Origin of the sequence: Pseudomonas sp. P1.8 (assembly GCF_001269805.1) — a bacterium.
Taxonomy (GTDB): Bacteria; Pseudomonadota; Gammaproteobacteria; order Pseudomonadales; family Pseudomonadaceae; genus Aquipseudomonas.
This window is the reverse complement of record NZ_LHVM01000004.1, coordinates 254,062-276,314: the sequence shown is the minus strand read 5'-3', so window position 1 is coordinate 276,314 and position 22,253 is coordinate 254,062. Positions and strand designations below refer to the sequence as shown.

General features: G+C 60.4%; 23 protein-coding genes and 1 pseudogene. 9 read left to right on the top strand and 15 right to left on the bottom strand.

Annotation, left to right across the window (positions count from 1 at the left end; translation table 11 throughout):
• The first annotated feature begins 17 nt into the window (after positions 1-17).
• Entirely contained in the window at positions 18-191 is a 174-nt protein-coding gene (locus tag AD668_RS29630) for a hypothetical protein (protein ID WP_172681778.1), read from the top strand.
• An 8-nt stretch (positions 192-199) separates the two neighbouring features.
• Here AD668_RS29630 and AD668_RS02210 read toward each other — a convergent pair whose 3' ends face one another.
• On the bottom strand, positions 200-1,396 hold the full coding sequence (locus AD668_RS02210; RefSeq protein ID WP_053154006.1) for a multidrug effflux MFS transporter: 1,197 nt from the start codon (positions 1,394-1,396) through the stop codon (positions 200-202).
• Between the two features lie 93 nt (positions 1,397-1,489).
• Positions 1,490-1,687, bottom strand: a complete 198-nt coding sequence (locus AD668_RS02205; protein WP_053154002.1) for a cation transporter — start codon at positions 1,685-1,687, stop codon at positions 1,490-1,492.
• A gap of 149 nt (positions 1,688-1,836) precedes the next feature.
• Between AD668_RS02205 and AD668_RS02200 the strand changes: the two genes are divergently transcribed.
• The 3 genes from AD668_RS02200 to cueR all read left to right on the top strand — a co-directional run bounded on the left by AD668_RS02200 (position 1,837) and on the right by cueR (position 5,213).
• Complete coding sequence (locus AD668_RS02200; protein ID WP_053153999.1) at positions 1,837-2,220, top strand: hypothetical protein; 384 nt, start codon at positions 1,837-1,839, stop codon at positions 2,218-2,220.
• A gap of 189 nt (positions 2,221-2,409) precedes the next feature.
• Positions 2,410-4,803, top strand: a complete 2,394-nt coding sequence (locus AD668_RS02195; RefSeq protein ID WP_053153996.1) for a heavy metal translocating P-type ATPase — start codon at positions 2,410-2,412, stop codon at positions 4,801-4,803.
• Positions 4,800-5,213 carry a Cu(I)-responsive transcriptional regulator gene (gene cueR / locus AD668_RS02190; protein ID WP_053153993.1) on the top strand — a complete coding sequence of 138 codons (414 nt, stop codon included), beginning with the start codon at positions 4,800-4,802 and terminating at the stop codon, positions 5,211-5,213. The genes AD668_RS02195 and cueR overlap by 4 nt, the downstream gene beginning before the upstream one ends.
• Positions 5,214-5,345: 132 nt before the next feature.
• Here cueR and AD668_RS02185 read toward each other — a convergent pair whose 3' ends face one another.
• A complete protein-coding gene (locus AD668_RS02185; protein ID WP_053153990.1) occupies positions 5,346-6,239 on the bottom strand; it encodes a PA4780 family RIO1-like protein kinase in 894 nt (297 codons plus the stop codon).
• Between the two features lie 708 nt (positions 6,240-6,947).
• Between AD668_RS02185 and AD668_RS02180 the strand changes: the two genes are divergently transcribed.
• Positions 6,948-7,661, top strand: a complete 714-nt coding sequence (locus tag AD668_RS02180) for a methyl-accepting chemotaxis protein (RefSeq protein WP_371259751.1) — start codon at positions 6,948-6,950, stop codon at positions 7,659-7,661.
• A 51-nt stretch (positions 7,662-7,712) separates the two neighbouring features.
• Here AD668_RS02180 and AD668_RS02175 read toward each other — a convergent pair whose 3' ends face one another.
• Positions 7,713-8,990 (bottom strand): acetyl-CoA C-acetyltransferase, encoded by a 1,278-nt coding sequence (locus AD668_RS02175; RefSeq protein ID WP_053153987.1) that lies wholly within the window; start codon positions 8,988-8,990, stop codon positions 7,713-7,715.
• Between the two features lie 172 nt (positions 8,991-9,162).
• On the opposite strand from AD668_RS02175, the gene AD668_RS02170 reads away from it, so the two are divergent.
• Together AD668_RS02170 and AD668_RS02165 are read left to right on the top strand one after the other, a co-directional pair.
• Positions 9,163-10,515: a 3-oxoacyl-ACP reductase gene (locus AD668_RS02170; RefSeq protein ID WP_053153985.1), complete on the top strand. Its 1,353-nt coding sequence runs from the start codon at positions 9,163-9,165 to the stop codon at positions 10,513-10,515.
• 2 nt (positions 10,516-10,517) lie between these two features.
• Positions 10,518-11,372, top strand: coding sequence for a MaoC/PaaZ C-terminal domain-containing protein (locus tag AD668_RS02165; RefSeq protein WP_053153982.1), 855 nt, complete (start codon positions 10,518-10,520; stop codon positions 11,370-11,372).
• Between the two features lie 602 nt (positions 11,373-11,974).
• On the opposite strand, the pseudogene AD668_RS29805 reads toward AD668_RS02165, so the two are convergent.
• The 7 genes and pseudogenes from AD668_RS29805 to AD668_RS02135 all read right to left on the bottom strand — a co-directional run.
• Positions 11,975-12,079, bottom strand: a pseudogene (locus AD668_RS29805) (response regulator); the annotation flags it as partial.
• Between the two features lie 58 nt (positions 12,080-12,137).
• A complete protein-coding gene (locus AD668_RS28435; RefSeq protein ID WP_082344400.1) occupies positions 12,138-12,350 on the bottom strand; it encodes a Flp family type IVb pilin in 213 nt (70 codons plus the stop codon).
• Positions 12,298-13,023, bottom strand: a complete 726-nt coding sequence (locus AD668_RS02155) for a pilus assembly protein TadG-related protein (RefSeq protein WP_256220558.1) — start codon at positions 13,021-13,023, stop codon at positions 12,298-12,300. Before AD668_RS02155 ends, AD668_RS28435 begins: the two co-directional genes overlap by 53 nt.
• 146 nt (positions 13,024-13,169) lie before the next feature.
• Positions 13,170-13,733: a DUF4136 domain-containing protein gene (locus tag AD668_RS02150; RefSeq protein ID WP_053153974.1), complete on the bottom strand. Its 564-nt coding sequence runs from the start codon at positions 13,731-13,733 to the stop codon at positions 13,170-13,172.
• A gap of 54 nt (positions 13,734-13,787) precedes the next feature.
• Positions 13,788-14,408, bottom strand: a complete 621-nt coding sequence (locus AD668_RS02145) for a DUF4136 domain-containing protein (RefSeq protein WP_053153971.1) — start codon at positions 14,406-14,408, stop codon at positions 13,788-13,790.
• A 12-nt stretch (positions 14,409-14,420) separates the two neighbouring features.
• Positions 14,421-15,170 (bottom strand): methyltransferase, encoded by a 750-nt coding sequence (locus AD668_RS02140; RefSeq protein ID WP_053153968.1) that lies wholly within the window; start codon positions 15,168-15,170, stop codon positions 14,421-14,423.
• Positions 15,170-15,472 carry a MazG-like family protein gene (locus AD668_RS02135; protein ID WP_053153965.1) on the bottom strand — a complete coding sequence of 101 codons (303 nt, stop codon included), beginning with the start codon at positions 15,470-15,472 and terminating at the stop codon, positions 15,170-15,172. The genes AD668_RS02140 and AD668_RS02135 overlap by 1 nt, the downstream gene beginning before the upstream one ends.
• A 178-nt stretch (positions 15,473-15,650) precedes the next feature.
• Here AD668_RS02135 and AD668_RS02130 point away from each other — a divergent pair, with 178 nt between their 5' ends.
• Both AD668_RS02130 and AD668_RS02125 read left to right on the top strand, forming a co-directional pair.
• Positions 15,651-15,944 (top strand): hypothetical protein, encoded by a 294-nt coding sequence (locus AD668_RS02130; RefSeq protein ID WP_053153962.1) that lies wholly within the window; start codon positions 15,651-15,653, stop codon positions 15,942-15,944.
• Between the two features lie 84 nt (positions 15,945-16,028).
• Positions 16,029-17,378 carry an MATE family efflux transporter gene (locus tag AD668_RS02125; RefSeq protein WP_053153959.1) on the top strand — a complete coding sequence of 450 codons (1,350 nt, stop codon included), beginning with the start codon at positions 16,029-16,031 and terminating at the stop codon, positions 17,376-17,378.
• Here AD668_RS02125 and AD668_RS02120 read toward each other — a convergent pair.
• The 4 genes from AD668_RS02120 to AD668_RS02105 all read right to left on the bottom strand — a co-directional run bounded on the left by AD668_RS02120 (position 17,372) and on the right by AD668_RS02105 (position 22,218).
• A complete protein-coding gene (locus AD668_RS02120) occupies positions 17,372-18,166 on the bottom strand; it encodes a DUF4123 domain-containing protein (protein ID WP_053153955.1) in 795 nt (264 codons plus the stop codon). The genes AD668_RS02125 and AD668_RS02120 overlap by 7 nt on opposite strands.
• Complete coding sequence (locus AD668_RS02115) at positions 18,163-19,482, bottom strand: type VI secretion system Vgr family protein (protein WP_053153952.1); 1,320 nt, start codon at positions 19,480-19,482, stop codon at positions 18,163-18,165. The genes AD668_RS02120 and AD668_RS02115 overlap by 4 nt, the downstream gene beginning before the upstream one ends.
• 233 nt (positions 19,483-19,715) lie before the next feature.
• The gene (speA, locus tag AD668_RS02110) at positions 19,716-21,629 is read right to left on the bottom strand and encodes an arginine decarboxylase (protein WP_053153949.1); all 1,914 of its coding nucleotides are present in this window, start codon (positions 21,627-21,629) and stop codon (positions 19,716-19,718) included.
• 217 nt (positions 21,630-21,846) lie between these two features.
• Positions 21,847-22,218: a translation initiation factor Sui1 gene (locus AD668_RS02105; protein ID WP_007914613.1), complete on the bottom strand. Its 372-nt coding sequence runs from the start codon at positions 22,216-22,218 to the stop codon at positions 21,847-21,849.
• Between the last annotated feature and the right edge of the window lie 35 nt (positions 22,219-22,253).

Genomic DNA, 22,253 nt, shown 5'->3' with positions numbered 1-22,253 from the left:
ACGAGAGGAGATCAGCTGTGAAGATCCTGATAAAAGAATTGGCAAAATCCCAGTGGCAGGTCCGTCTGGACCAGCATGCAGTCACCTTCCGCAGCGAAGCAGAAGCTCGCGCTTTCACGCGTCTCCTTGAAGCGCGCATCCACGCCCCTCATCAACTTCCCGATCTCCACCCGCAGCGCGCTGCCGGCTGATGGCTGACTCAAACCTGGGCTTGCGCCAGCGCCCGGGCATTTTGCAGACGTCGGGTGAGCATCGTCGCGCTCACCACCAGAATTCCACACAGGCTGATGACCATTGCCATCGGCACGGCGCTGCCGTCGTGCAACACACCGACCAGTGCCGCCGCGCCGGCTGCGACACTGAACTGCAGGCAACCAAGCATCGCCGAAGCACTGCCGGCGCGGGCGCCCTGCCCGTTCATGGCACACGCCGAGGCATTGGGCAGGATACAACCGAGGCTGGCGATGCAGATGAACAAGGGAATCAACAGCGGCCATAGGTGCTCGGGGTGCAGAGCGCTGACCGCAAGCAGGGTCAAACCGGCACCGAGGTAAACCCAAACCGCGCGCGCCAGCAGAAAAGCCGGTCCACGTTTGCTCAGCAAGCGAGCGTTGATCTGTGCCACCAGAATAAACCCCAGCGCATTGATGCCGAACAGCCAGCCGAAATGCTCAGCCGGAACACCGTAGAGTTTGATGAAGACGAACGGTGAGCCCGCAATGTAGGAAAACATCCCGGCGATGGCGATGCCACCGATCAGGGCATGTCCGAGGTACACCGAATCGGCCAGTAACCGACCGTACTGACGCAATGCACCCGAGAGCGGTTGACGCGGTATGTGAGCCGGCAGACTCTCCGGCAATCCCAAGGCGATGGCCAGGCCCGCCAATGCACTGAAACCGGACAGGACAAGAAAGATCGACTGCCAGCCTGTGGTGTTGACCAACAGCCCGCCGAGCATCGGCGCGAGGATAGGCGCCAGCCCCATCACCAGCATGAGTTGCGAAAAGACTTTCGCCGAACCCACTGCATCACATTTATCGCTGACCACCGCCCGGGAAATTACCATCCCCGCGCATCCACCCAACGCCTGGATGAAACGCGCACCGATCAGCCACTCCAGATTCGGCGCATAAGCGCAGGCCAGGGAAGCGGCCGTGAACAGCCCGACACCGGCCAGCAATGGCATGCGTCGCCCGAACCGATCCGCCACCGGACCATAAGCCAGTTGACCAATGGACAGGCCGAGGAAGTACGCCGCCAGCGTCATCTGAACGTGTGTTTCGTCCGTACCGAAGGCGAGGGCCATGGCCGGAAAGGCGGGCAGATAGAAATCGATCGCCAGCGGACCGAACGCGCTCAAGGCGCCAAGAATCAAAATGGTACGAAAGTTCATCAGGCATCCAGTGCGGCAGAAGTCAGCAGCCCGACAGTCTAGCCGCGCATGGACGCCTTGCACATAAAGATAGCTCGCTAACTATTAAAAAGATCAGATCAGCTTTACTGCGTAGCCTTCCTCGCTAATCGCCTCGACGACTTGCTGAGCGGTCAGCGCGCTTTCCACGCCAACTTCTCGGGCCTTCAGATCGACGCGCACGCTGGCCGCGGGGTCCTTTGCCTGGACAGCCTGAGTGATGGCCTTGACGCAGTGACCGCAGGACATACCTTCAACGTTGAACACTTGCATGGGAAGACTCCTTGGATGACGGTTGTGAGCAGTCTGGAGCTTGCCACCATGGCAAGGTCAAGTTCTGAAGTGATCTGCCGGGCTGGCAATCGGCGCCGGCCTCGGCCAAGCTGCGTCCATCAATGACTTGAACTCAGGAGATGCAGCCTATGCGCTGGTCAGCTTTCAGCCTGTTTGGCTTTCTCAGCCTCTTCGCCGCGGTGTCCTCAGCCAATGCTGCTGGGGAGGATTATGGCGTGCTGATCATTTCCCGCGAGCGGCTGGAAGTTGCGACGAGCTGCGAAATCGGCGTGTACATCCAGGATCAACTGGCGGCGCGGCTGTTTCAGGAGCAAAGCACGTCTTTCAACCTGCCGCCGGGCAATGTGACCTTGCGTCTTAAACTGCTGCCTGGCCAGGCACCGGGATGCAACCCGGGCATGCTCGCGCCGGGCTCTCAGGACATCCAGCTCAGGGCGGGTGATGTGCTGAAGTACCGGATCGCGATGACGCAGGAAGGGATGTACCTGAAGCGCGCCGATCTCGGCTACTGACACACCCCTTGTAGGAACGAGCCTGCTCACGATAGCGGTCTGACACTTACATCCATATTGGATGTGCCGCCGCCATCGCGAGCAAGCTTGCTCCTACAATTGGATCTGCGGTGAATATCAGATTGGTGCTTGACCTTGCCAGCATGGCAAGGTTGATCCTGTGGTCATCTACTACAGGGAGTGCGACCGATGTCCGATTCCACCACGTTCGATCTGCCGATAACCGGCATGACCTGCGCCAGTTGCGCGGGCCGTGTCGAACGCGCCTTGAGTAACGTCATCGGCGCCAGTGCCGTCAGCGTCAACCTCGCCACTGAACAGGCGCGAGTCCAGGCGCCTTCTGGCAGCCTGCCCGCGTTGATGGAGGCGGTGGAAAGAGCCGGTTATGGCGTACCACAGCACAGTCTGGAATTGAGCATCGACGGCATGACGTGTGCTTCCTGCGTCGGCCGCGTCGAACGTGCGCTGAACAAAGTGCCGGGGGTGAAGAGCGTCAGCGTCAATCTGGCCAACGAACGCGCCCACCTCGAACTACTCGGCCAGATCGACCCGCAAATCCTGATCGCCGCCGTGACCAAAGCCGGTTACACCGCCAGCGTCCGGGAAGCCGACCACCCACCTGCCGATAACCAGCAACAGCGCCTGCACCGCGAGCGTCTGGCCTTGATCATGGCCATCGCCCTCGCCTTGCCACTGGTGCTGCCGATGCTGTTGCAGCCGTTCGGCGTGCACTGGATGCTTCCGGCCTGGGCGCAATTCGCCCTGGCCACGCCGGTGCAATTCATCTTCGGCGCACGGTTTTATGTCGCTGCGTGGAAAGCCGTGCGCGCCGGGGCGGGCAACATGGACTTGCTGGTAGCCCTCGGCACCAGCGCCGGTTATGGCTTGAGTGTGTACGAATGGGCCACGGCCACCGATCGCATGCCGCATCTGTATTTCGAAGCCTCGGCGGTGGTGATTGCCTTGGTGTTGCTGGGTAAATATCTCGAAAGCCGCGCCAAGCGCCAGACAGCCAGCGCTATCCGCGCACTTGAAGCCTTGCGTCCGGAACGGGCGATTCAGGTGATCGATGGGCGCGAGCAAGAAGTCGCCATCAGCGCCCTGCGCCTTCATGACCTGGTGATGGTCAAACCCGGCGAGCGCTTCCCGGTGGATGGCGAAGTGATCGAAGGCCAGAGCCATGCCGACGAGGCCCTGATCAGCGGTGAGAGCCTGCCGGTGCCCAAACAACCCGGTGACAAGGTCACAGGTGGCGCGATCAACGGTGAAGGCCGGTTGCTGGTACGAACCCAGGCCCTCGGTGCAGAAACCGTGTTGGCGCGGATCATCCGCCTGGTGGAAGACGCCCAGGCCGCGAAAGCGCCGATCCAGAAACTGGTGGATAAAGTCAGCCAGGTGTTTGTGCCCACGGTGCTGCTGATTGCCTTGGCAACCCTGATCGGATGGTGGCTGTACGGCGCGCCAATGGAAACCGCGCTGATCAACGCTGTCGCCGTGCTCGTGATCGCCTGCCCTTGCGCCCTCGGGCTGGCCACACCGACGGCGATCATGGCCGGCACCGGGGTCGCGGCGCGATACGGGATTCTGATCAAAGATGCCGAGGCATTGGAGCGTGCCCATGAAGTCGGCGCCGTGGTGTTCGACAAGACCGGCACATTGACGTCTGGCGCACCGCGCATCGCGCATTTGAGTGCGATCGACGGTGACGAAGCGACCCTGTTGCAACTGGCCGGTGCCCTGCAACGCGGTAGCGAGCATCCGCTGGCCAAAGCGGTTCTCGACGCCTGCGCGGAACGCGACTTGAGCGTGTCCGATGTCACCGACAGCCAGTCCCTGACAGGGCGCGGTATTGCCGGAACCCTTGAGGGACGTCGGTTGGCGCTGGGCAACCGTCGCCTGTTGCAAGACTGCGGTTTAGAACCCGGCTCACTGGCCGATTCGGCCACCGCTTGGGAAACCGAAGGCCGGACCTTGTCCTGGTTGATCGAGCAAAGCCCCGACCCGCGCGTGCTGGGCCTGTTCGCCTTCGGTGACACCCTCAAACCCGGTGCGCTGCAAGCCGTGCAGCAACTCGCCGTCCGCCACATCAGCAGCCACTTGCTGACCGGTGACAATCGCGGCAGCGCCAACGTAGTTGCCCAAGCGCTGGGCATTACTGACGTGCACGCCGAAGTGCTGCCAGCGGACAAAGCCGCCACGGTTGCAACGTTGAAGAAAACCGGTGTGGTGGCGATGGTCGGTGATGGCATCAACGATGCCCCGGCCCTCGCAGCAGCCGACATCGGTATCGCCATGGGCGGTGGCACCGACGTGGCCATGCACGCGGCCGGGATCACCCTGATGCGTGGCGATCCGCGCCTGGTGCCGGCAGCACTGGAGATCAGCCGCAAGACCTACGCGAAGATTCGTCAGAACCTGTTCTGGGCCTTCGTTTATAACCTGATCGGCATCCCGCTGGCGGCGTTCGGCTTCCTCAATCCGGTGCTGGCCGGTGCGGCGATGGCCTTGTCGAGCGTCAGCGTGGTCAGCAATGCGCTACTGTTGAAAACCTGGAAACCCGAGGATCTGGAGGACAACCGATGAACATCGGCCAAGCGGCCCGCCATAGCGGCCTGAGCGCAAAGATGATTCGTTATTACGAGTCCATCGGTTTGCTCAAGGCCGCCCATCGCACCGAGAGCGGTTACCGGGTGTATGGCGATGACGACCTGCACACCCTGGCGTTCATCAAACGCTCGCGGGATTTGGGTTTCTCGCTGGAAGAGGTCGGCAAACTGCTGACCCTCTGGCAAGACCGTCAGCGGGCCAGTGCCGATGTGAAGGCACTGGCGCGTCAGCACATTGATGACCTGAACCAGAAAATCCGCGAACTGGGGCAATTGCGCGATACGTTGCAGGATCTGGTCGAGCATTGTCAGGGCGATCATCGGCCGGATTGTCCGATCCTGAAAAACCTGGAGTCGGGTTGTTGCACCGAACCGGTTCGAGCCTGAAACCCAATGCTTATGTAGGAGCTGCCGAAGGCTGCGATCTTTTTAGAGGCAAAGATCAAAAGATCGCAGCCTTCGGCAGCTCCTACGGTAGATGAAAAAAACCCGGCCGACGCCGGGTTTTTCTTTAGCCGATCACTGCATCCAGGGTGGAGGCGGTTCTTCGGCCTTGTTGGGTGGCGCGTCATCCGCCGCACGGGCCGCTTGCTTGCGCTCTTCATCCAGGCGTGCAGCCTCGATCTCGCGCATGATGCCGCCCACGTCGGCCAGCTCTTCCGGTTCGTCAAACTCGCCGGTCAGGACGCTGGCCGGGTGCAGGGTGCCGGCCTCATACAATGCCCACATTTCTTTGGCATACCGGGTCTTCTTCAGTTCCGGTGCGAACCGGCCGAAGTAGGACGCCATGTTGCCCACGTCCCGTTCCAGCATGCTGAATGCGTGGTTGTTGCCCGCCGCATCCACCGCTTGCGGCAGGTCGATAATTACCGGGCCGGTCGGAGTCAGCAGCACATTGAACTCGGACAGGTCACCGTGCACCAGACCGGTACACAGCATCAGCACGATCTGCGAAATCAGGAACGCGTGATACTCACGCGCCTGGTCCGGCTCCAGTACCACGTCGTTCAGACGCGGCGCCGCATCGCCATACTCGTCGGCCACCAGCTCCATGAGCAGCACGCCTTCGAGGAAGTCGAACGGTTTGGGCACCCGCACACCGGCACCGGCCAGACGAAACAGCGCCGCCACTTCGGCGTTCTGCCAGGCATCTTCGGTTTCCTTGCGGCCAAACTTCGAGCCCTTGGCCATCGCACGGGCCTGACGGCTGTTGCGTACCTTACGGCCTTCCTGATACTCGGCCGCCTGACGGAAACTGCGTTTATTCGCCTCCTTGTAGACCTTGGCGCAACGTAACTCGTTGCCGCAGCGCACCACATAAACAGCTGCTTCTTTACCACTCATGAGTGGGCGCAGCACCTCGTCGACCAGACCGTCCTCGATCAGGGGTTCAATGCGTTTTGGAGTCTTCATCAGCTTTTATTGTGGGTCCTTTATTACCAAACACGCGAAAGTCATTCGTTATACGGCAATCCACTCACGGGTGGGAGGGGGGGCCGACCTATGAACACTGCCAGGAACGACAAGAAGCACACAATGTGCCGGATTGATCGCAACATTGCGGTGTCCATCCCGAGCCGCCAAAGATCATAGCCGAGCTCGCATGACCTGTAGTGCAAGGTCTGCAAGGGCATTTGTGACAGAAGCTGACATCCGGGCTCATACCCTTTGTAGGATATTTCTCAATGGACCTCAATTTCCTCCGACAACAGCCGAAGTCCTAAGTGACAAATCGATTTGTCCGACAATCGCTGCGACAACAATAGCGATGCCGCACTCAAGGACCCGAGTTGACTCCGAAAGCATTCCCCAGGGCGAGGCCGACAAAAAAGTCTTTACCCTCCTTCAGGACCTCGGTAACAGTCATCCGGCTTACGCCTACGCCATCCTCGGCACCGCCGCCGGCGGTTACGTATCGTGGCCAGCGGACTGGAAGGCATCGCCCAAGACGAAGGCGACCTGACGAAGAACCTGCAAATCCGTGGCAGTGATGAAACCGCCCCACTGGCCAGCTGGTTCAACCAGTTCCTGACCGCGATTCGCAACTTGATCCAGAGCATCGGCGGCGCCGCGGGCAAGATCCTCGCCACGTCCAGGAGCTCGACCCAGGTTTCCAGCGAGATGGCCGAAGCTGCCGGGCGCCAGCGTGAAGCGGTGGACATGGTGTCCACGGCATTCCACGAAATGGTCTCCACCGCCAACGAAGTCGCACGCTCTTGCAGCCAGGCCGCCGAGTCCGCCGACAGCGGCCAGCGCCAGGCGCGCGAAGGTCAGCAACAGATCGATGCTGCGGTGAACAGCGTGGATCGCCTCAGCCAGGAAATCGAACAGTCGGCCCAGTCAATGCAACAGCTGGAGCGAGACAGCAACGACATCCAGTCGATCCTCGGGACCATTCGCTCGATTGCCGAACAGACCAACCTGCTGGCCCTGAACACGGCCATTGAAGCGGCGCGCGCAGGTGAACAGGGTCGCGGTTTTGCCGTGGTGGCGGATGGAGTGCGAGCCCTGGCCAAACGCACCAGCCAAGTGGCCCAGCAGATGCACGCGAACCTGGAAGTGTCGCAGCAATCGGTGACGCGGATCGGTGAAGCACGCAACAGCTTCGGGCAGATTCGCGAATCGGTGGATGTGATCCGCGACATGAACACCCAGATCGCCACGGCGGCGGAACAGCAGCATCAGGTGGCCGAAGACATCAACCGGCACATCAACCAGATTCATGACGATGCGCAGTTGGTGGCGGAACTGGCCAACTCGGCGCGACTGGACTCGCAGAGCCTGGCCGGGTTGTCGAGTGAGCTAGACGGGCCGGTGCGCCGCTTCCGCACTTAAAGATCAAAAGATCGCAGCCTGCGATCTTTTGCAAACAGACACCCACTCAAATCACCTTTCGATGATTACGGTCACGCCCTGCCCACCCGCGGCACAAATCGAAATCAACCCGCGTCCCTTGCCCGCCGCATCCAGCAGCTTCGCCAGGTTGGCGACGATGCGCCCGCCGGTTGCCGCAAACGGGTGCCCGGCCGCCAACGAGCTGCCTTTGACGTTGAGTTTGCTGCGGTCAATTGAGCCCAGTGGCGAGTCAAGGCCAAGGCGGGTTTTGCAGTACTCGGGATCTTCCCAGGCCTTCAAGGTGCACAACACTTGCGCGGCGAAAGCTTCGTGGATTTCGTAGTAATCGAAGTCCTGCAAGGTCAAGCTGTTACGCGACAGCAGGCGCGGCACCGCGTAGACCGGCGCCATCAACAGGCCTTCCGCGCCGTTGACGAAATCCACTGCCGCCGCTTCGCCATCGCGCAGGTAAGCAAGAATCGGTAAACCGCGCTCCTTCGCCCACTCCTCGCTGCCCAGCAGCACCAGCGATGCGCCATCGGTCAGCGGCGTGGAGTTGCCCGCCGTCAGGGTGCCCTTGGCGCTTTTCTCGTAGGCCGGTTTGAGTGAGGCGAGTTTTTCCAGCGTCGAATCCGCACGCATGTTGTTGTCGCGGGTGAGGCCGAGAAATGGTGTCATCAGATCGTTGTGCCAACCTTCGGCATAAGACGCGGCCAATTTCTGATGACTCTCAAACGCCAGTTGATCCTGTGCTTCACGGGGGATGTTCCATGTCTGGGCCATCAACTCACAATGCTCGCCCATGGATAAACCGGTGCGCGGTTCGCCGTTGCGCGGGAATTCGGGGATCAGGTGTTTGGGGCGCAATTGCAAGAAGGTCTTCAGTTTGTCGCCGGTGGTCTTGGCGCGATTGGCTTGCAGCAGAATTCTGCGTAGCCCTTCACTGACACTGATCGGCGCATCGGAGGTGGTGTCGACGCCACCGGCAATGCCGCTATCGATCTGGCCCAAAGCGATCTTGTTCGCCACCAGCAACGCCGCTTCCAGCCCGGTACCGCAGGCCTGCTGGATGTCATAGGCCGGGGTGGCGGGTGACAGCCGTGAACCGAGCACGCACTCGCGGGTCAGGTTCATGTCCCGCGACAATTTCAGCACTGCGCCGGCGACCACTTCACCGATGCGCTGGCCATGCAAGTTGTAGCGTTCGATCAGGCCTTCGAGGGCGGCGGTGAGCATCGACTGATTGCTGGCCGTGGCGTATTGGCCGTTGGAGCGAGCGAAGGGAATCCGGTTACCGCCGATGATCGCGACGCGACGCAACTGAGTCATGAAAAGCTCCTGATGAAAAATCAAAATCCGGTAGGAGCTGCCGAAGGCTCGGTCCGCGCTCGGGCCTTCGGCAGCTCCTACAATGATCTAGCGTAGGCCTTATCTTGTGAATCGAACGACTGATCAGCGTTCATGGTCCACACTTTGAACCTCAGCCACTGGAGCGCGTTCCATGTCCGACCGCTATATCGACTTCGCCAACTCGTCCTTCGGCCATCGTGTGGTCGGCGCGCTCGGGCTACCTTCGCCCACCCGACTGGAGCGTTGGCAAGCAGGACGGTTGCGCCCTGTGGAAGGTGCACTGCTGATTGGTGGCGGGCCTCTGGCGGAGAAAGTCGGCGCCTTTGCCAACCGCCTGACCGATGCAATCTACCGCTACGGCACCGAGCCTTCCATGGCCACGGCATGGATTCCCGGTCACGGGCCAAAACTCAAGGCCGTGGTGTTTGACGCCAGTGATCTGGTGCACACCGACGCACTCAAACAGCTGCGCGAATTCTTCCAGCCTCTGATGAAAAATCTCGATCATTGCGCACATTTGGTGGTGCTGGGGCGGGCACCGGAAACCTTGAGCGACCCGTTCGCCGCCAGTGCGCAACGTGCATTGGAGGGCTTCAGCCGGTCGCTGGCCAAGGAGCTGCGCAGCGGCGGCACGCTGCAATTGATCTACGTCGGCGAAGGTGCGGAAGATCAACTCGAAGGCCCGCTACGGTTCTTCCTTTCGCCCAAAAGTGCATTTGTTAGCGGACAGGTCCTTCGCCTGCAACCTTGCGCGACTCAAGTAACGGACTGGACGCGACCGCTCGCCGGGCGCAAGGCGCTGGTTACCGGTGCGGCGCGAGGTATCGGCGCCTCGATTGCCGAAACCCTGGCCCGTGACGGCGCCGACATCATCCTGCTGGACGTTCCGTCAGCCAAGACCGATCTCGACGCCCTCGCCGCCCGCCTTGGTGGCCGCAGCATCACCCTGGACATCTGCGCCGAAGACGCCGCGGCACAATTGATCGAACAGTTGCCCGACGGCATCGACATTGTGGTGCACAACGCGGGCATCACCCGGGATAAAACCCTGGCCAACATGACCCCCGAATTCTGGGACGCGGTGCTGGCGGTCAACCTCAATGCTCCGCAGGTGCTGACCAAGGCCCTGCTCGACAACGGTACGCTGCACGACGACGGCCGAGTGATCCTGCTGGCCTCCATCAGTGGCATCGCCGGCAATCGCGGGCAAACCAATTACGCGGCGAGCAAGGCCGGATTGATTGGCCTTGCGCAGGCCTGGGCCCCCCTGTTGCAGGAGCGCGGTATCAGCATCAACGCGGTGGCCCCGGGCTTCATCGAAACGCAAATGACCGCGCACATTCCATTCGGCCTGCGCGAAGCCGGGCGACGCATGAGCTCGCTCGGTCAGGGCGGTCTGCCGCAAGACGTCGCCGAAACCGTGGCCTGGCTCGCGCAACCGGGCACCGGCGCGTTCACCGGGCAAGCGCTGCGGGTTTGCGGGCAAAGCGTTCTGGGGGCTTGAGCATGATCACCGACTGGCACACCCTCAACCGCGAACCCGGCCTGACGGGCCTTTATGCAAGGGCAGCGACACGCCGCAAAATCACCGGCACCACCCTGCCCGATTCGGGGATGCGCTGCTGGGTCAATGTCGATCCCAAGCGGCTGGCGGCTTATCGCAAGGTCTGCGGTTTTGTCGACAACGGCCTGCTGCCGCCGACCTACCCGCACATCCTCGGTTTCGCGTTGCAGATGCAACTGCTCACCGCCAAAGACTTTCCCTTTCCACTGTTGGGCTTGATTCACTTGAGCAATCGCATCCGTGTGTTGCGCCCGATGGGTGGAGTGAGCCGCGTGCGAGTCAGCGTGCAGGTACAAAACCTGCAGCCCCACGCCAAAGGCGCCACGTTCGATCTGCTCACGACGCTGGACGATCAGCTGGGGCCGCTGTGGGAAGCGCAAAGTCAGATGCTCTGTCGCGGCGTCAAATTCGAAGGCGAGCCGGTTGAAGAGTCGATAGTGCCGACGCTGACATTGACCGAAGTCGCTCGCTGGGAAGCACCTTCGGACATTGGCCGGCAGTACGCCAAAGTGTCCGGCGACTACAACCCGATTCACCTGAGTGCAGCGAGTGCCAGGTTGTTTGGTTTCCCGACTGCGATTTCCCATGGTTTGTGGAACAAGGCACGCACCCTGGCTGCGCTCGCCGAGCATCTGCCGGCGGCGAACATCGAAATCGCCGTGCAGTTCAGGAAACCCGTGCGCCTGCCCAGCGAAGTGACATTGATGGCCAGTGCACCGGGGGCGAGCGGGGACTTGCAGATGCTGGGCGCGGGAGACCTGGAGCACATGGTTGGACATTGGCGGCCGGTTGCCTGACAGGGTTTATGGGATCTACATAATGTGGATTGGCAGGCCGCCTTCGCTGGCAGGCCAGCTCCTACAGGGATTGGGTATAACAGTAAGATTCAGGTCGGCTGGCAGGCCGCCTTCGCTGGCAAGCCAGCTCCTACAGGGATTGGGTATATCCGTAAGATTCAGGTCGGCCGGCAGGCCGCCTTCGCTGGCAAGCCAGCTCCTACACGGATTGGGGCATCACCCCCTGCTTTCCACCACTCAACAGGCCGAGCGTTAGCTCGCCTGCAGCTCTTGATCTTGATCCACCCGCCCCTTCGGGAGGCTGAGTGGAGGTGTTCATCCGGGGGTAGGCGCGCAGCGCCGTTCGACGCAGTCGAACACATCGAGAGGAGGTCGAAGCGAAGCCGACCGGAGGCGATGACCCCGGATGAATACCGGAGCGAAGGAACGCCGAGCCTAAGCGAGGGGCCGGACGCTCGGGGCGAGCGTTTTTTTGGTTACTTTTTTTAGGCGCTTGTAAAAAAAGTGACTCGCCGTAAGGGCGAAACCACAAGCCGCCGTAACCGCAAAAACGGATATGTCCCCAATCAACCCACAACATGGTCGGCCCAGAGGCCGCCAAGTCACCCCTTGACCAGATAAACAAGTGGCTGGGGAAACAGATTGTTCAGCGTCTCCAACAACCGCACGTGATAAATCGGCTTGCGAAACAAATCGAGCACCTGCAACGAGTTAGCGCAGACATTAAAATCCGCCTTTAGCAATAACAAGTAACCCACGCCTTGGCTACGGAGCAGCAGGAATCAAAGCCGTTGTGATAGTTGCAAAGAGAGTCTTGATCGAAGTGCCCACTCCGCTACTTAGCCCGGCAATTACCACGGCGACCATTGCTGCCACAATCGCATACTCAATACCCGAAGCTCCCTCGGTATCTTTCGCCAGCCCTTTATAAAAAGCGATTTCGGATTTGACCTTCTGAACAAGCTTGGAAAAAGACATGACATTCTCCTGGACGAAGGTAACCCAGCAGGTTGATCTGGGTGTCGACCAGGCCCTGCCATCCGGCGACACTCAGGTTAAGGTTGCCCCCGAGCATCTGCCCCAAAAGCAGGTTCAACGCTGCCGACTTGCTGGAGTCAACCACCAGCGCCGTACTGCCGATAGTCAGCATGGCCAGGGGTGGCAAGATGGCCGGTGCGCTGACGGCTGTCGCGCTGAGTTTGGTGGTCAGATTGACGGGGCCCGGGCTCATCAACGCATAGATGCCCGCCGCGAAACTGGTGGTTACCGTTTGGGTCACGATTACGCGAACCGCTTCTTTTTTGTTCGCATCGACCACGAAGGCGCGAAGGTTATTGGCCCCTGTCTGCAGCGAGCCGCAGGCGGTTTCCAGGGTCATGCCATCGTTGGTGTTGTATCCGTTTCGGGTGGCACTTTCGAGCGAGTAACCCGCAGCACTCATCCCCGGTGACAGGCAATCGCCATTGCGGCTGACCGCCTCGAGCGCCGCGACATCCGCCAACCGTTGTATCTCGCGCTGCTCCAGATAAAGCCTGCCGCTATCGACCACCAACAGCATGAAGCCCAGGGCCATGGTCAAGGTCAAAGCGGCCATCAGGCCAAGCGCTCCCCGTTGCCGGGCCGGGCCGCGAAACTGCATACGGGGAGACATGGCGCACTCCTTTGCCGGCGCACTGCCGGGTGCTACCTCCATTGGTGAAAAGCAGTGTAGACAAGGGTGGTCGAGGCTGCTGGCAACTAGCCACTTAAGACAATGAAAAACCCCCTGCGAAACAGGGGGTCATGAAAGCGCCAACGTCAGGTTCTGCGCGGAGGATAATTGGCCAGAATCCGGGTGACCGTTTCATGGATGGCCGTACTGCGATCCGATGGATTCGGGCTGCCGCTGAGCATTTGCTCATCGCTGCCGCGCCACACCAGCTTGCCGTCCTTGCCATCGAGCAGGTCGATCTGGATGGTCGCGACCTTGTAAGAAACCAGGCGGGTTTCGTTGTACATCGGCGCGCCATAGTAGCCATACCATGGGTTACCCCATCCGCCACCGTAGTTGGTGGTCACCTGTTGCTGGCGTTCCTCGACAATCAGGTAGGCCTGCACATTCAAATCACCCTTGGCGCCCGAGGCTGCCGGGCGCAAGCCACGCTGATCCAGTTGATCGGTCACCGCCTCGCGCACGCGTTGCTCGGTCAGGTCACTCTTGATCCGTGGATCATCGGGACGATATTGCAGAGCGGGTTCTTTCCAGCTCCAGCTGTGATAAGCCGCGAAGTCACGGCTGGCATCATAGTCGTGATTAACCTGGTTGGCGGCGCAGGCACTGAGCAGCGCGGCCACTGCCAGTAAAGCTAAACGGCGGAACATGATGATTCTCCGGTGGAAGGCATGAACCTGCGAAATGCTTCTTATCTACAGAAGCTAACTGGGAGGATACGCTGACATGGCCTTTTCCACAGCCTCCCGAATGGCATCGGTGCGCTGACTTTCACTGCCACGGTTGCTGGTTTCGGCACTGGAACTCCAGACCGGTTGACCGCTCTGGGCGTCGTACATGTCCACCTGGACGACCACAACCTCTTCCGAATAGGTGCGGATGACTGGAACCGCGGTGTACGCACCGTAACTGTTGCCGTAGTGGTTGTAGCCGCCATAACCGCCGTAGTACGCACCACCGTAATAATCGTCCCGAGCCTGACGCAAACGCGTTTCCATGCGCAGGTCGGCGCTGACGAACAGGTCTGCCGGGCGATTATCGTGCAATGGGCGCAAACCGCGTTGATCCAGCGCATTGCTGACAGCTTCGGCGACTTGTGCCGAGTCCGCCCAGGCTGTGCCAGGAGGCAGATGCCCGTCGAGCCAGGCCCAGCTGCGATAGCGCCCATAGTCGCGGACCGGCGCCGGATAGGCACTGCGGTCAAAGGTTTTGGCGGCCTCGGGCGGCGCCGGCGGCAAGGGCTTGGAGGTGGCCACATATGGGTTGGTGCCCTGGCAAGCGGTCAGCGCCAGACAGATCACCAATAACCCTGAACGACTTTTCATTTCGAGCTCCGATCAGATCGGCCGACAGATCCAGTGCAAGTAACGCCCAAGCCCGGCAAAGCTCGGATGGCGACGGTGGGCCAGTTCCATTTCCAGCAAGTCCACCAACTCGGCGCGGGCCTGGAATTCCACCGGCATGTAATCGTGAAAAACCCGCACGCCACTCTGGATTTCGACCTGCCACAGACCTTCAAGTTGCGCCGCCAATTCGCGCGGATCAAGGGGCTGTTGCGGGGTCAGGCTCTGCTTTTCACCGGCCATGTCGTTCTTGCGCATCTTGCGGAAGTGGCCCTTGAGCAAGTTGCGGTAAATCAATGCATCGCGGTTGTAGAACGCGAGGGAAAGCCAACCGTCGGCCTTGGTCAACTGATGCAGCACCGGCAGAATCGCATGGGGTTCGGCCAGCCATTCCAGTACGGCGTGGCACAGCACCAGATCGTAAGGTTCGGTAAGTTGGCCGAGCAGGTCTTGCCACGGGGCCTGGATGAACGTCGCTGTCTGCCCCGCGTCTGCAAAACGCTGGCGAGCGCCGTCGAGCATCGGCTCGGCGGGTTCGGCAAGGGTTACCTGATGGCCGCGCTCGGCCAGCCACAACGACATGTGACCAAGGCCGGCACCGATGTCCAGCACGCGCAGCGGACGATCCGGCAGGGTTTCGGACAGGTCGGCCTGCAACACCGCCAGACGGATCGCACCTTTGGCACCGCCGTAGATTTTTTCAGCGAAACGGGTCGCCAACTGATCGAAGTGACGGTCGCTCATCAGCTGAACCTCCGTTCGCTGTCCGCCAGTTTGCTGCGCACCACTTGTTCCATGTCCAGGCCCAACTCACTGCACAACAACAGCAGATACAGAACGATATCGCCAACTTCCTGCCCGGCGTGGGCAAGCTTGTCTGCCGGCAACTGGCGGGACTGGTCTTCGCTCAGCCACTGGAAAATTTCCACCAGCTCGGACATTTCCACGCTAGCGGCCATGGCCAGGTTTTTCGGGCTGTGAAATTGCCGCCAGTCATTGCGGTCACGGATGGCGTGCAGGCGTTCGGTCAGTTCAACAAGGTTCATCGGGCTCTCCTGAAGGCGTATAGCTTCAGGGGGATGACCGAGGATGGCAAGTGACAACGGTTGAGTGTCACCTTTGTTTTTTTGTCGGAGGGACTGTGCAACGCTCTATGCTAGTGGGAACTCGGCAGCATGATCGACAGCCCAAGACTCAATTCTCTTTAATCAGGACGTGCACTCCATGCAGGTAGAAGGTTTTTCCGAATGGCTCGGCCAGGTACTTGGCTCGATCATCCGTTTCATCGTTGATGGCCTCAGCGGGCTGTTCAACCTGTTGAGCAATGCCAGCAGCAATTTTGTCGAAGGCTTGTCCGGGGCGCTGGGCATGGATACATCGGTTGTCAGCATCATCACCCTGATCCTCGGGCTGATTCTGCTGTGGTCGGCGATTCGCGCCTTTCTCAATGCATCGATCATCATGGGAATCATCTGGTTGATGCTGGGTCTGTGGTTGCTCAGCTGGATCATCCACTAGACCCTGCACAAGCGCCCTCGCCACAATTGATCGCAGTTTGCTCGCGATGTGTCGTTACAATGCCGGCTCCGCCGAGGAGCCTGCATGTCCAACCTGATCGCCGACTGGCGCGACCGCCCCACCCATCGCCGGGTCTGGGCGCTGGCCGCGCCGATGATTCTCTCGAATATTTCCGTTCCGCTGGTGGCGCTGGTCGACAGCACCGTCATCGGTCACCTGCCCCATGCCCATCAACTCGGCGCCGTGGCGGTGGGTGCCAGCCTGTACACCTTTCTCGCCTGGGCCATGGGTTTTCTGCGCATGGGCACTACCGGGTTCGCTGCTCAAGCCGCCGGGCGCGGGGATGGCGCGGCGTTGCGGCAGATTTTGTTGCAAGGGTTACTGCTGGCTATGGGGCTGGCGGTCGTATTAGGTGCAGTGGGTGTACCGTTGAGCGGGGCCGCATTGCACTTCATGCAACCGTCGGCCGAACTCGATCAACTGACTCGCGAGTTTTTCCACACTCGACTATTCGGACTGCCGGCCGCACTGGCCAGTTACGCGCTGGTCGGCTGGTTCCTCGGCACCCAGAATGCCCGGGCACCGTTGGCGATTCTGCTGAGCACCAACCTGGTCAATATTGCCCTGAACCTGTGGTTCGTCCTCGGCCTGGAATGGGGCGTGGTCGGGGCCGCACGAGCCTCGGTGATTGCCGAGTGGACCGGTGCCCTGATCGGTTTGCTGATGACCCGCAAAGCCTTGCGTGCCTACCCCGGGCATATCGTCTGGGCCGCGTTGGCGGTGTGGCAGAGCTGGCGGCCGCTGCTGGCGGTGAACCGCGACATTTTCATCCGTAGCCTGGCGCTGCAATCGGTGTTTTTCCTGATCACCGTGCAAGGTGCGCGACTGGGCGATGCCACGGTCGCCGCCAACGCCCTATTGCTTAATGGCCTGTTGCTGACCGCCCACGCCCTCGATGGCCTGGCCCATGCCGTGGAAGCCCTGTGCGGGCACGCCATCGGCGCCCGCGATCGCGATGCCCTGCGCCGTTCATTGGTGGTGGCGTGTGGCTGGTCCCTGCTGGCGAGCCTGGGTTTTGCGGTGTTCTTTCTGTTCGCCGGGCATCTCTTTATCGAAATGCAGACCGACATTCAAAGCGTGCGTGACACCGCGTTCGTCTATCTGCCCTATCTCGCCGCCCTGCCGTTGATTGCGGTCTGGAGTTACCTGCTCGATGGCCTGTTCATCGGCGCCACTCGTGCCCGGGAAATGCGCAACGGCATGCTGTTGACGGTGGCACTGGCGATCCCTTTCGGCGTGTGGCTGCAGGACTGGGGCAACCATGGCCTGTGGATTACCTTCCTGTTGTTCATGTTGCTGCGCAGCCTGACGCTTGGCGTGATTGCCTGGTATCTGCGGCGCGACGATGGCTGGTTCACTCGTGCCACTCACTGATCGCGCTGCCACAGGCGACGCAAATGATCGAGGCGTTCCTGCTGGGTCCGCCCCGTCAACGGCTGCACGGACACAGCGTCAGGATGCTGCAACCGTAACGTCAACCAGTCATCGAGCACCGCACGCTGGCTGAAGCCCAGCGCCAATCCTTCCTGTAATTTGGCCCACAGGTCGCGATATTCGATAGAGGTGGCTCGGCTCCAGCGCCACGCATACTGTTCAAGCAGGCAAGTCTGAAGTTTCCCCTGTTGTCCGGCGCTGAGGTCTTCTTCGATTGCCAGCGGCCTCACCGCCAACCCCGGATTGTGCAAACATTGCCAGCCTTCACACCCCATCGCGCGATCAGCCCAGGTTCCACCGAACCAGCGTATCTGACTGATCGGTCCCAGCCAGCGGCTCAGTTCGGCGGCATCACAGGCGTCGAAAAAGTAACTTGCCGTGTTCGGGTTGTAGTAACTCAGCATCGCCCGGTGCAGACCGAAAGTGACGGTCAGCATGCGTCGCAAGTGCGCCAGCAAACGTGCGACCGATACGTCACTGACCATCAATAATCCTCGCCAGCGCTGCCCATCGACGTCGCACAAATCAGTCAGAACCGGGCAACTCATCAGATCGACAAGTACCGGTCCGTGCGTTTTCTGCGCCTGCCATTCCGTGCCTTCGAACAACCAGAACCACCGTGCCTGGGCAAACACCTGTCGCAGAATCTCTGTGGCGGGTACCGCAGCCGATGTATCGAGCAACAACCATTGCGGCGGCGAGTCACGCGTGGATGGGGTGCCAATCATAGGCTGCCGCTCTGGCCAAGCCATGTCGCCGCGCGGCAACTGCAGAGCACCTGAGCACAATGATTGAAGCTGCCGCCACCGGGCAACAGGCACAACAACATCAGAGGTTCACCGCCATGCAACCATTGCTGCAGAACCTTCTCGCTCACGGCGTCCAGTGGCGGCACGCAAGCGTCCAATTCTTCGGTAGCTTGCGGCACATGCAGCACCCCGGTGATCAACGGCTGATCCGGATCTCCTTCGATGAAGCTCACGACCAACTCGGTCCCCTCGTGCAATGTCGCGCCGGTGCTGGATTGCAGTTGTGGGTCCAGCGCCAGCCAGCAGTGGCTGGACACCGCGCCCTCCCCTTGGTAGATCCAGTCAAATTGCACCGGCACCGGCCTTTCGGGATCAGGGGTCGGCTCATCGACTTCGACCACCCACGCGCGGTGCAGGCTATGCATCCGGGGTTTGGCGGCCGGACACGGCGGCTCGAATGGTGTCGCCCAGTGAAGTGCCCGGACCTGATTGTGATAAGGCGCCGCCATGTCCTGACTGCCATGATGATCGACACTCGTCAGCAACCAACGATGATTGCATTGCGTGACCGGGTGGCCGGCCAGCGGCATCAGCTGACCGCTGCGCAGGGTTGGCAGATCGGTACGACATTGCGCCAGTTGCACGGCAGACTGATCACTGCGCTGATGCTCGAACTGACGTACTGCGGGCGCCCCCCCCTCGGTCCTGAACATCGCGAACTCGCCCACGGGAAAATCCCTTGGGGCATCGCTGAACACCAGGCAATGCAGGTTGGCATGGTGCTCGAAACGGTAATGAATTCGCTCTTCGGCACACAGACGCTGACAAAATTGCAGATCCGACTCTCGGTACTGCGTGCAGAAATCCCGAGGTGGGTATTCACCACTCAATTCGAAACGCCGTGCCTTGCCGACTATGCCGTGTTCCTTGAGAACCTGGCCGAGTATCTCCGGCACCGTGCGGCCACTGAAGATCCGTTGGCTGACGCGCTGGGCGAGACAGGCCAGCCGCGGGCCCAGACGTGCCTGACAAAGCCTGACACCCCCACCGTGATCGCGCTGGACGATTTCCTGCAATTGTCCATGCACGCAACTTCCCACTGGCCCGAAATGCAAAGCGGCGGAACGGTACAACAGGCTGGCCAGGTCAAGCATCCGATCCGCGATCAGCAATTGAATGTCGAACACAAACGGTGCACTGATGGCTTCGCTACCGGTAAAGGCCAAAACCTCAAAGACATCGTGCAAACCTGCTACATCCAGACGAAATGAAGGCTCGCTGACTGGATTGAACATCGGTTTTTTTCTCTACAGGAGGGGCGGCCGGGGATTCTCGCCGAGAGGCATGGCCGAGTAGAGAGCTGAAATACAACTTAGGAAATGACCTACGCGAAAAGAGGACCAATAGCCTGATTCGCTGAGGACGTGGGAAATTTCTCGGAAAACTAGAGAGCCGCCTCACCAGGTCATCTGAAATTTCCGCAGCAAACGGTAAATTTTCAGACAACCTGATGAGCGTAGTGCTTACCTCAGGAAGACAGGTAAGACGAGCGGGTCAGCCCCAGGCGCAGGGCATCGAGGAACTGGGTGCGCTCGGAGGCACTGATGCGGGCACTGGCGCACTTGTCGCGGTAGTGGGTCATCAGTTCTTCCGGCGACAAGTGCACGTAACGCAGCATGTCTTCGATGGTGTCGTGGGTTTCGATGCCCGCGTGATACACGCTGCCATCGGCGTTCTGGTAGATGTTCACCGAGTCGGTGTCACCGAACAGGTTGTGCATGTCGCCGAGAATTTCCTGATACGCGCCGACCAGGAACACGCCCAGCAGGTAATCCTCGCCTTCGTTCAGGGCATGCACCGGCAGACTGGTTTCGATGCTCTGCTCGTCAACGTACTGGTTGATCTTGCCGTCGGAGTCGCAGGTCAGGTCTTGCAGCACTGCACGACGCAATGGTTCTTCGTCGAGGCGGTGCAGCGGGATGATCGGCAGCACCTGATCGATGGCCCAGGTGTCCGGCAAGCTCTGAAACACCGAGAAGTTGCAGATGTACTTGTCGGCCAGCTTGTCGTTGAGTTCGTCCAGCACCTGACGGTGGGAACGCTGACGCGCCTTCAACGAGTTGTGCAGTCGACGGCATACGGCGAAGTAGCACTGCTCGGCCAGGGCTTTCTCGGCCAGGGTCAGCTTGCCGTCGGCATACTGGGAGGCAACATCGCTCATGTAGTGCGTGGCGCGCCAGTAGGTTTCGGTGACCATCTCGATGTCGGTCGGACCCAGCAGGTCCACCAGCCACTGCACGGTTTCCGGCAACGCTTCCTTGTTCTCGATCTGCGGCACGTCGTCGTTGTGTTTCTCGACGTCGGTCACCTGGATCACCAGCATCGCGTGGTGCGCGGTCAGGGAACGGCCGCTTTCGGAGAAGATGTTCGGGTGCGGCAGGCTCTGTGCATCGCAGAACTCTTTGAGCATCCCGACCACGACACCGGCGTAATCGTCCATGTCGTAGTTGATCGAACTGGCGTTACGCGAATGCGTACCGTCGTAGTCCACGCCCAGGCCGCCGCCCACGTCGATGTGATCCACTGGCAGGCCAAGGTTGCGCAGCTCGCCGTAGTAACGGATCGCTTCCTTGAAACCGTGCTGGTAGTCCGCCAGGTTGGCGATCTGCGAACCCATGTGGAAGTGCAGCAGGCGAATGCCCTGGTCCAGACCGGCAGCGCGGAAACGCTCAACCACCGACAACAGTTGCGCCGCCGACAGACCGAACTTGGATTTTTCACCACCGGTGTCCGCCCACTTGCTCGAGGCCAGCGACGACAGACGCACGCGCAGACCCACTTGAGGCTTGACCTTCAGCGAGGCCGCTTCTTCGATCACCAGGCCGACTTCGGACTCTTTCTCGATCACGATGAAGACGTTGTGGCCCAGCTTCTGCCCCATCAGCGCCAGCCGAATGAACTCACGGTCCTTGTAACCGTTGCAGACGATGGTGCCGCCCTTCGGAGCCAGTGCCAGCACCGCCAGCAACTCAGGCTTGGAGCCGGCTTCCAGACCGATGGAGACGTTCTGGGTGGCGATGATGTTTTCAATCACCGCTTCCTGCTGGTTCACCTTGATCGGGTACAGCGCGGTGTACTTGCTCTGGTACTCCAGACGCTCGATGTTCGCGTCGAATGCGCCCGTCAACTGACGCACGCGGTCTTGCAGAATGTCAGGGAAGCGCACCAGCAACGGCAGGGACAGGCCGCTTTTGCGCAGTTGGTCGACTTGCTCGAACAGATCGATTGGCGAACTGCTCGGACCGTTCGGACGAACTTCGACGCGACCGGCGTCATTGATCGCGAAATACCCGGCCCCCCAATGGCGAATCCCGTAAACACTGCGGCTGTCCGCAACTGTCCATTGGCTGCCATCGTCTTTGCGTGTGCGTCGTACGGACATCGAAGTCCCCTATAAAGAAGTCATAGTGCGTCGCCTGGGTTCAGGCCGGCGCAGTCTAAAGAATGAAAATGACGGTTCGTCAACGAGGCAATAGACCCCGCCGACCGCAGTGAGTTTAGATACCGGTCAGAACAGGCTCTGTGAAAACCATGTAGACGATGCCGGGCCTGATGTCATCAGGACCGGATCAAGCCGAGGGTGGTTTTCACAGAGGCTGCTAGCCGCCGGACTTCTTTGCCTTGAAACCGTGCTTGATCAGTTCAGCCAAGAGTAGCTCGACATGATCGCCCTGGATTTCGATGATCCCGTCTTTCAACGCCCCACCGGTCCCACAGCGTTTCTTCAACGTCGTGGCCAGTTCCTTGAGCGCGTCTTCAGCCAACGGCACGCCGGTGATGGTGGTCACCGTCTTGCCGCCACGGCCCTTGCTTTCGCGACGCACGCGAGCGATGCCGTCGCCGGCCGGGATAACGGTCTGTTTGCAGATACAGGCGTCCACCGGTTTACTGCATTCCGGGCAATGACGACCTGCGTCGGTGGAAAATACCAAGCCACCCAGGGCGGCGAAGGATGCGGCTTTTTTGGCCACCGGCAATCCTCTTTGGAGGACAAAGACTGGTCGCA

Coding starts and splice junctions, on each gene's coding strand:
- AD668_RS02210 (WP_053154006.1), bottom strand. CDS start 1,396: ATGAACTTTCGTACCATTTTGATTCTTGGCGCCTTGAGCGCGTTCGGT.
- AD668_RS02205 (WP_053154002.1), bottom strand. CDS start 1,687: ATGCAAGTGTTCAACGTTGAAGGTATGTCCTGCGGTCACTGCGTCAAG.
- AD668_RS02200 (WP_053153999.1), top strand. CDS start 1,837: ATGCGCTGGTCAGCTTTCAGCCTGTTTGGCTTTCTCAGCCTCTTCGCC.
- AD668_RS02195 (WP_053153996.1), top strand. CDS start 2,410: ATGTCCGATTCCACCACGTTCGATCTGCCGATAACCGGCATGACCTGC.
- cueR (WP_053153993.1), top strand. CDS start 4,800: ATGAACATCGGCCAAGCGGCCCGCCATAGCGGCCTGAGCGCAAAGATG.
- AD668_RS02185 (WP_053153990.1), bottom strand. CDS start 6,239: ATGAAGACTCCAAAACGCATTGAACCCCTGATCGAGGACGGTCTGGTC.
- AD668_RS02180 (WP_371259751.1), top strand. CDS start 6,948: ATGGCCGAAGCTGCCGGGCGCCAGCGTGAAGCGGTGGACATGGTGTCC.
- AD668_RS02175 (WP_053153987.1), bottom strand. CDS start 8,990: ATGACTCAGTTGCGTCGCGTCGCGATCATCGGCGGTAACCGGATTCCC.
- AD668_RS02170 (WP_053153985.1), top strand. CDS start 9,163: ATGTCCGACCGCTATATCGACTTCGCCAACTCGTCCTTCGGCCATCGT.
- AD668_RS02165 (WP_053153982.1), top strand. CDS start 10,518: ATGATCACCGACTGGCACACCCTCAACCGCGAACCCGGCCTGACGGGC.
- AD668_RS28435 (WP_082344400.1), bottom strand. CDS start 12,350: ATGTCTTTTTCCAAGCTTGTTCAGAAGGTCAAATCCGAAATCGCTTTT.
- AD668_RS02155 (WP_256220558.1), bottom strand. CDS start 13,023: ATGTCTCCCCGTATGCAGTTTCGCGGCCCGGCCCGGCAACGGGGAGCG.
- AD668_RS02150 (WP_053153974.1), bottom strand. CDS start 13,733: ATGTTCCGCCGTTTAGCTTTACTGGCAGTGGCCGCGCTGCTCAGTGCC.
- AD668_RS02145 (WP_053153971.1), bottom strand. CDS start 14,408: ATGAAAAGTCGTTCAGGGTTATTGGTGATCTGTCTGGCGCTGACCGCT.
- AD668_RS02140 (WP_053153968.1), bottom strand. CDS start 15,170: ATGAGCGACCGTCACTTCGATCAGTTGGCGACCCGTTTCGCTGAAAAA.
- AD668_RS02135 (WP_053153965.1), bottom strand. CDS start 15,472: ATGAACCTTGTTGAACTGACCGAACGCCTGCACGCCATCCGTGACCGC.
- AD668_RS02130 (WP_053153962.1), top strand. CDS start 15,651: ATGCAGGTAGAAGGTTTTTCCGAATGGCTCGGCCAGGTACTTGGCTCG.
- AD668_RS02125 (WP_053153959.1), top strand. CDS start 16,029: ATGTCCAACCTGATCGCCGACTGGCGCGACCGCCCCACCCATCGCCGG.
- AD668_RS02120 (WP_053153955.1), bottom strand. CDS start 18,166: ATGATTGGCACCCCATCCACGCGTGACTCGCCGCCGCAATGGTTGTTG.
- AD668_RS02115 (WP_053153952.1), bottom strand. CDS start 19,482: ATGTTCAATCCAGTCAGCGAGCCTTCATTTCGTCTGGATGTAGCAGGT.
- speA (WP_053153949.1), bottom strand. CDS start 21,629: ATGTCCGTACGACGCACACGCAAAGACGATGGCAGCCAATGGACAGTT.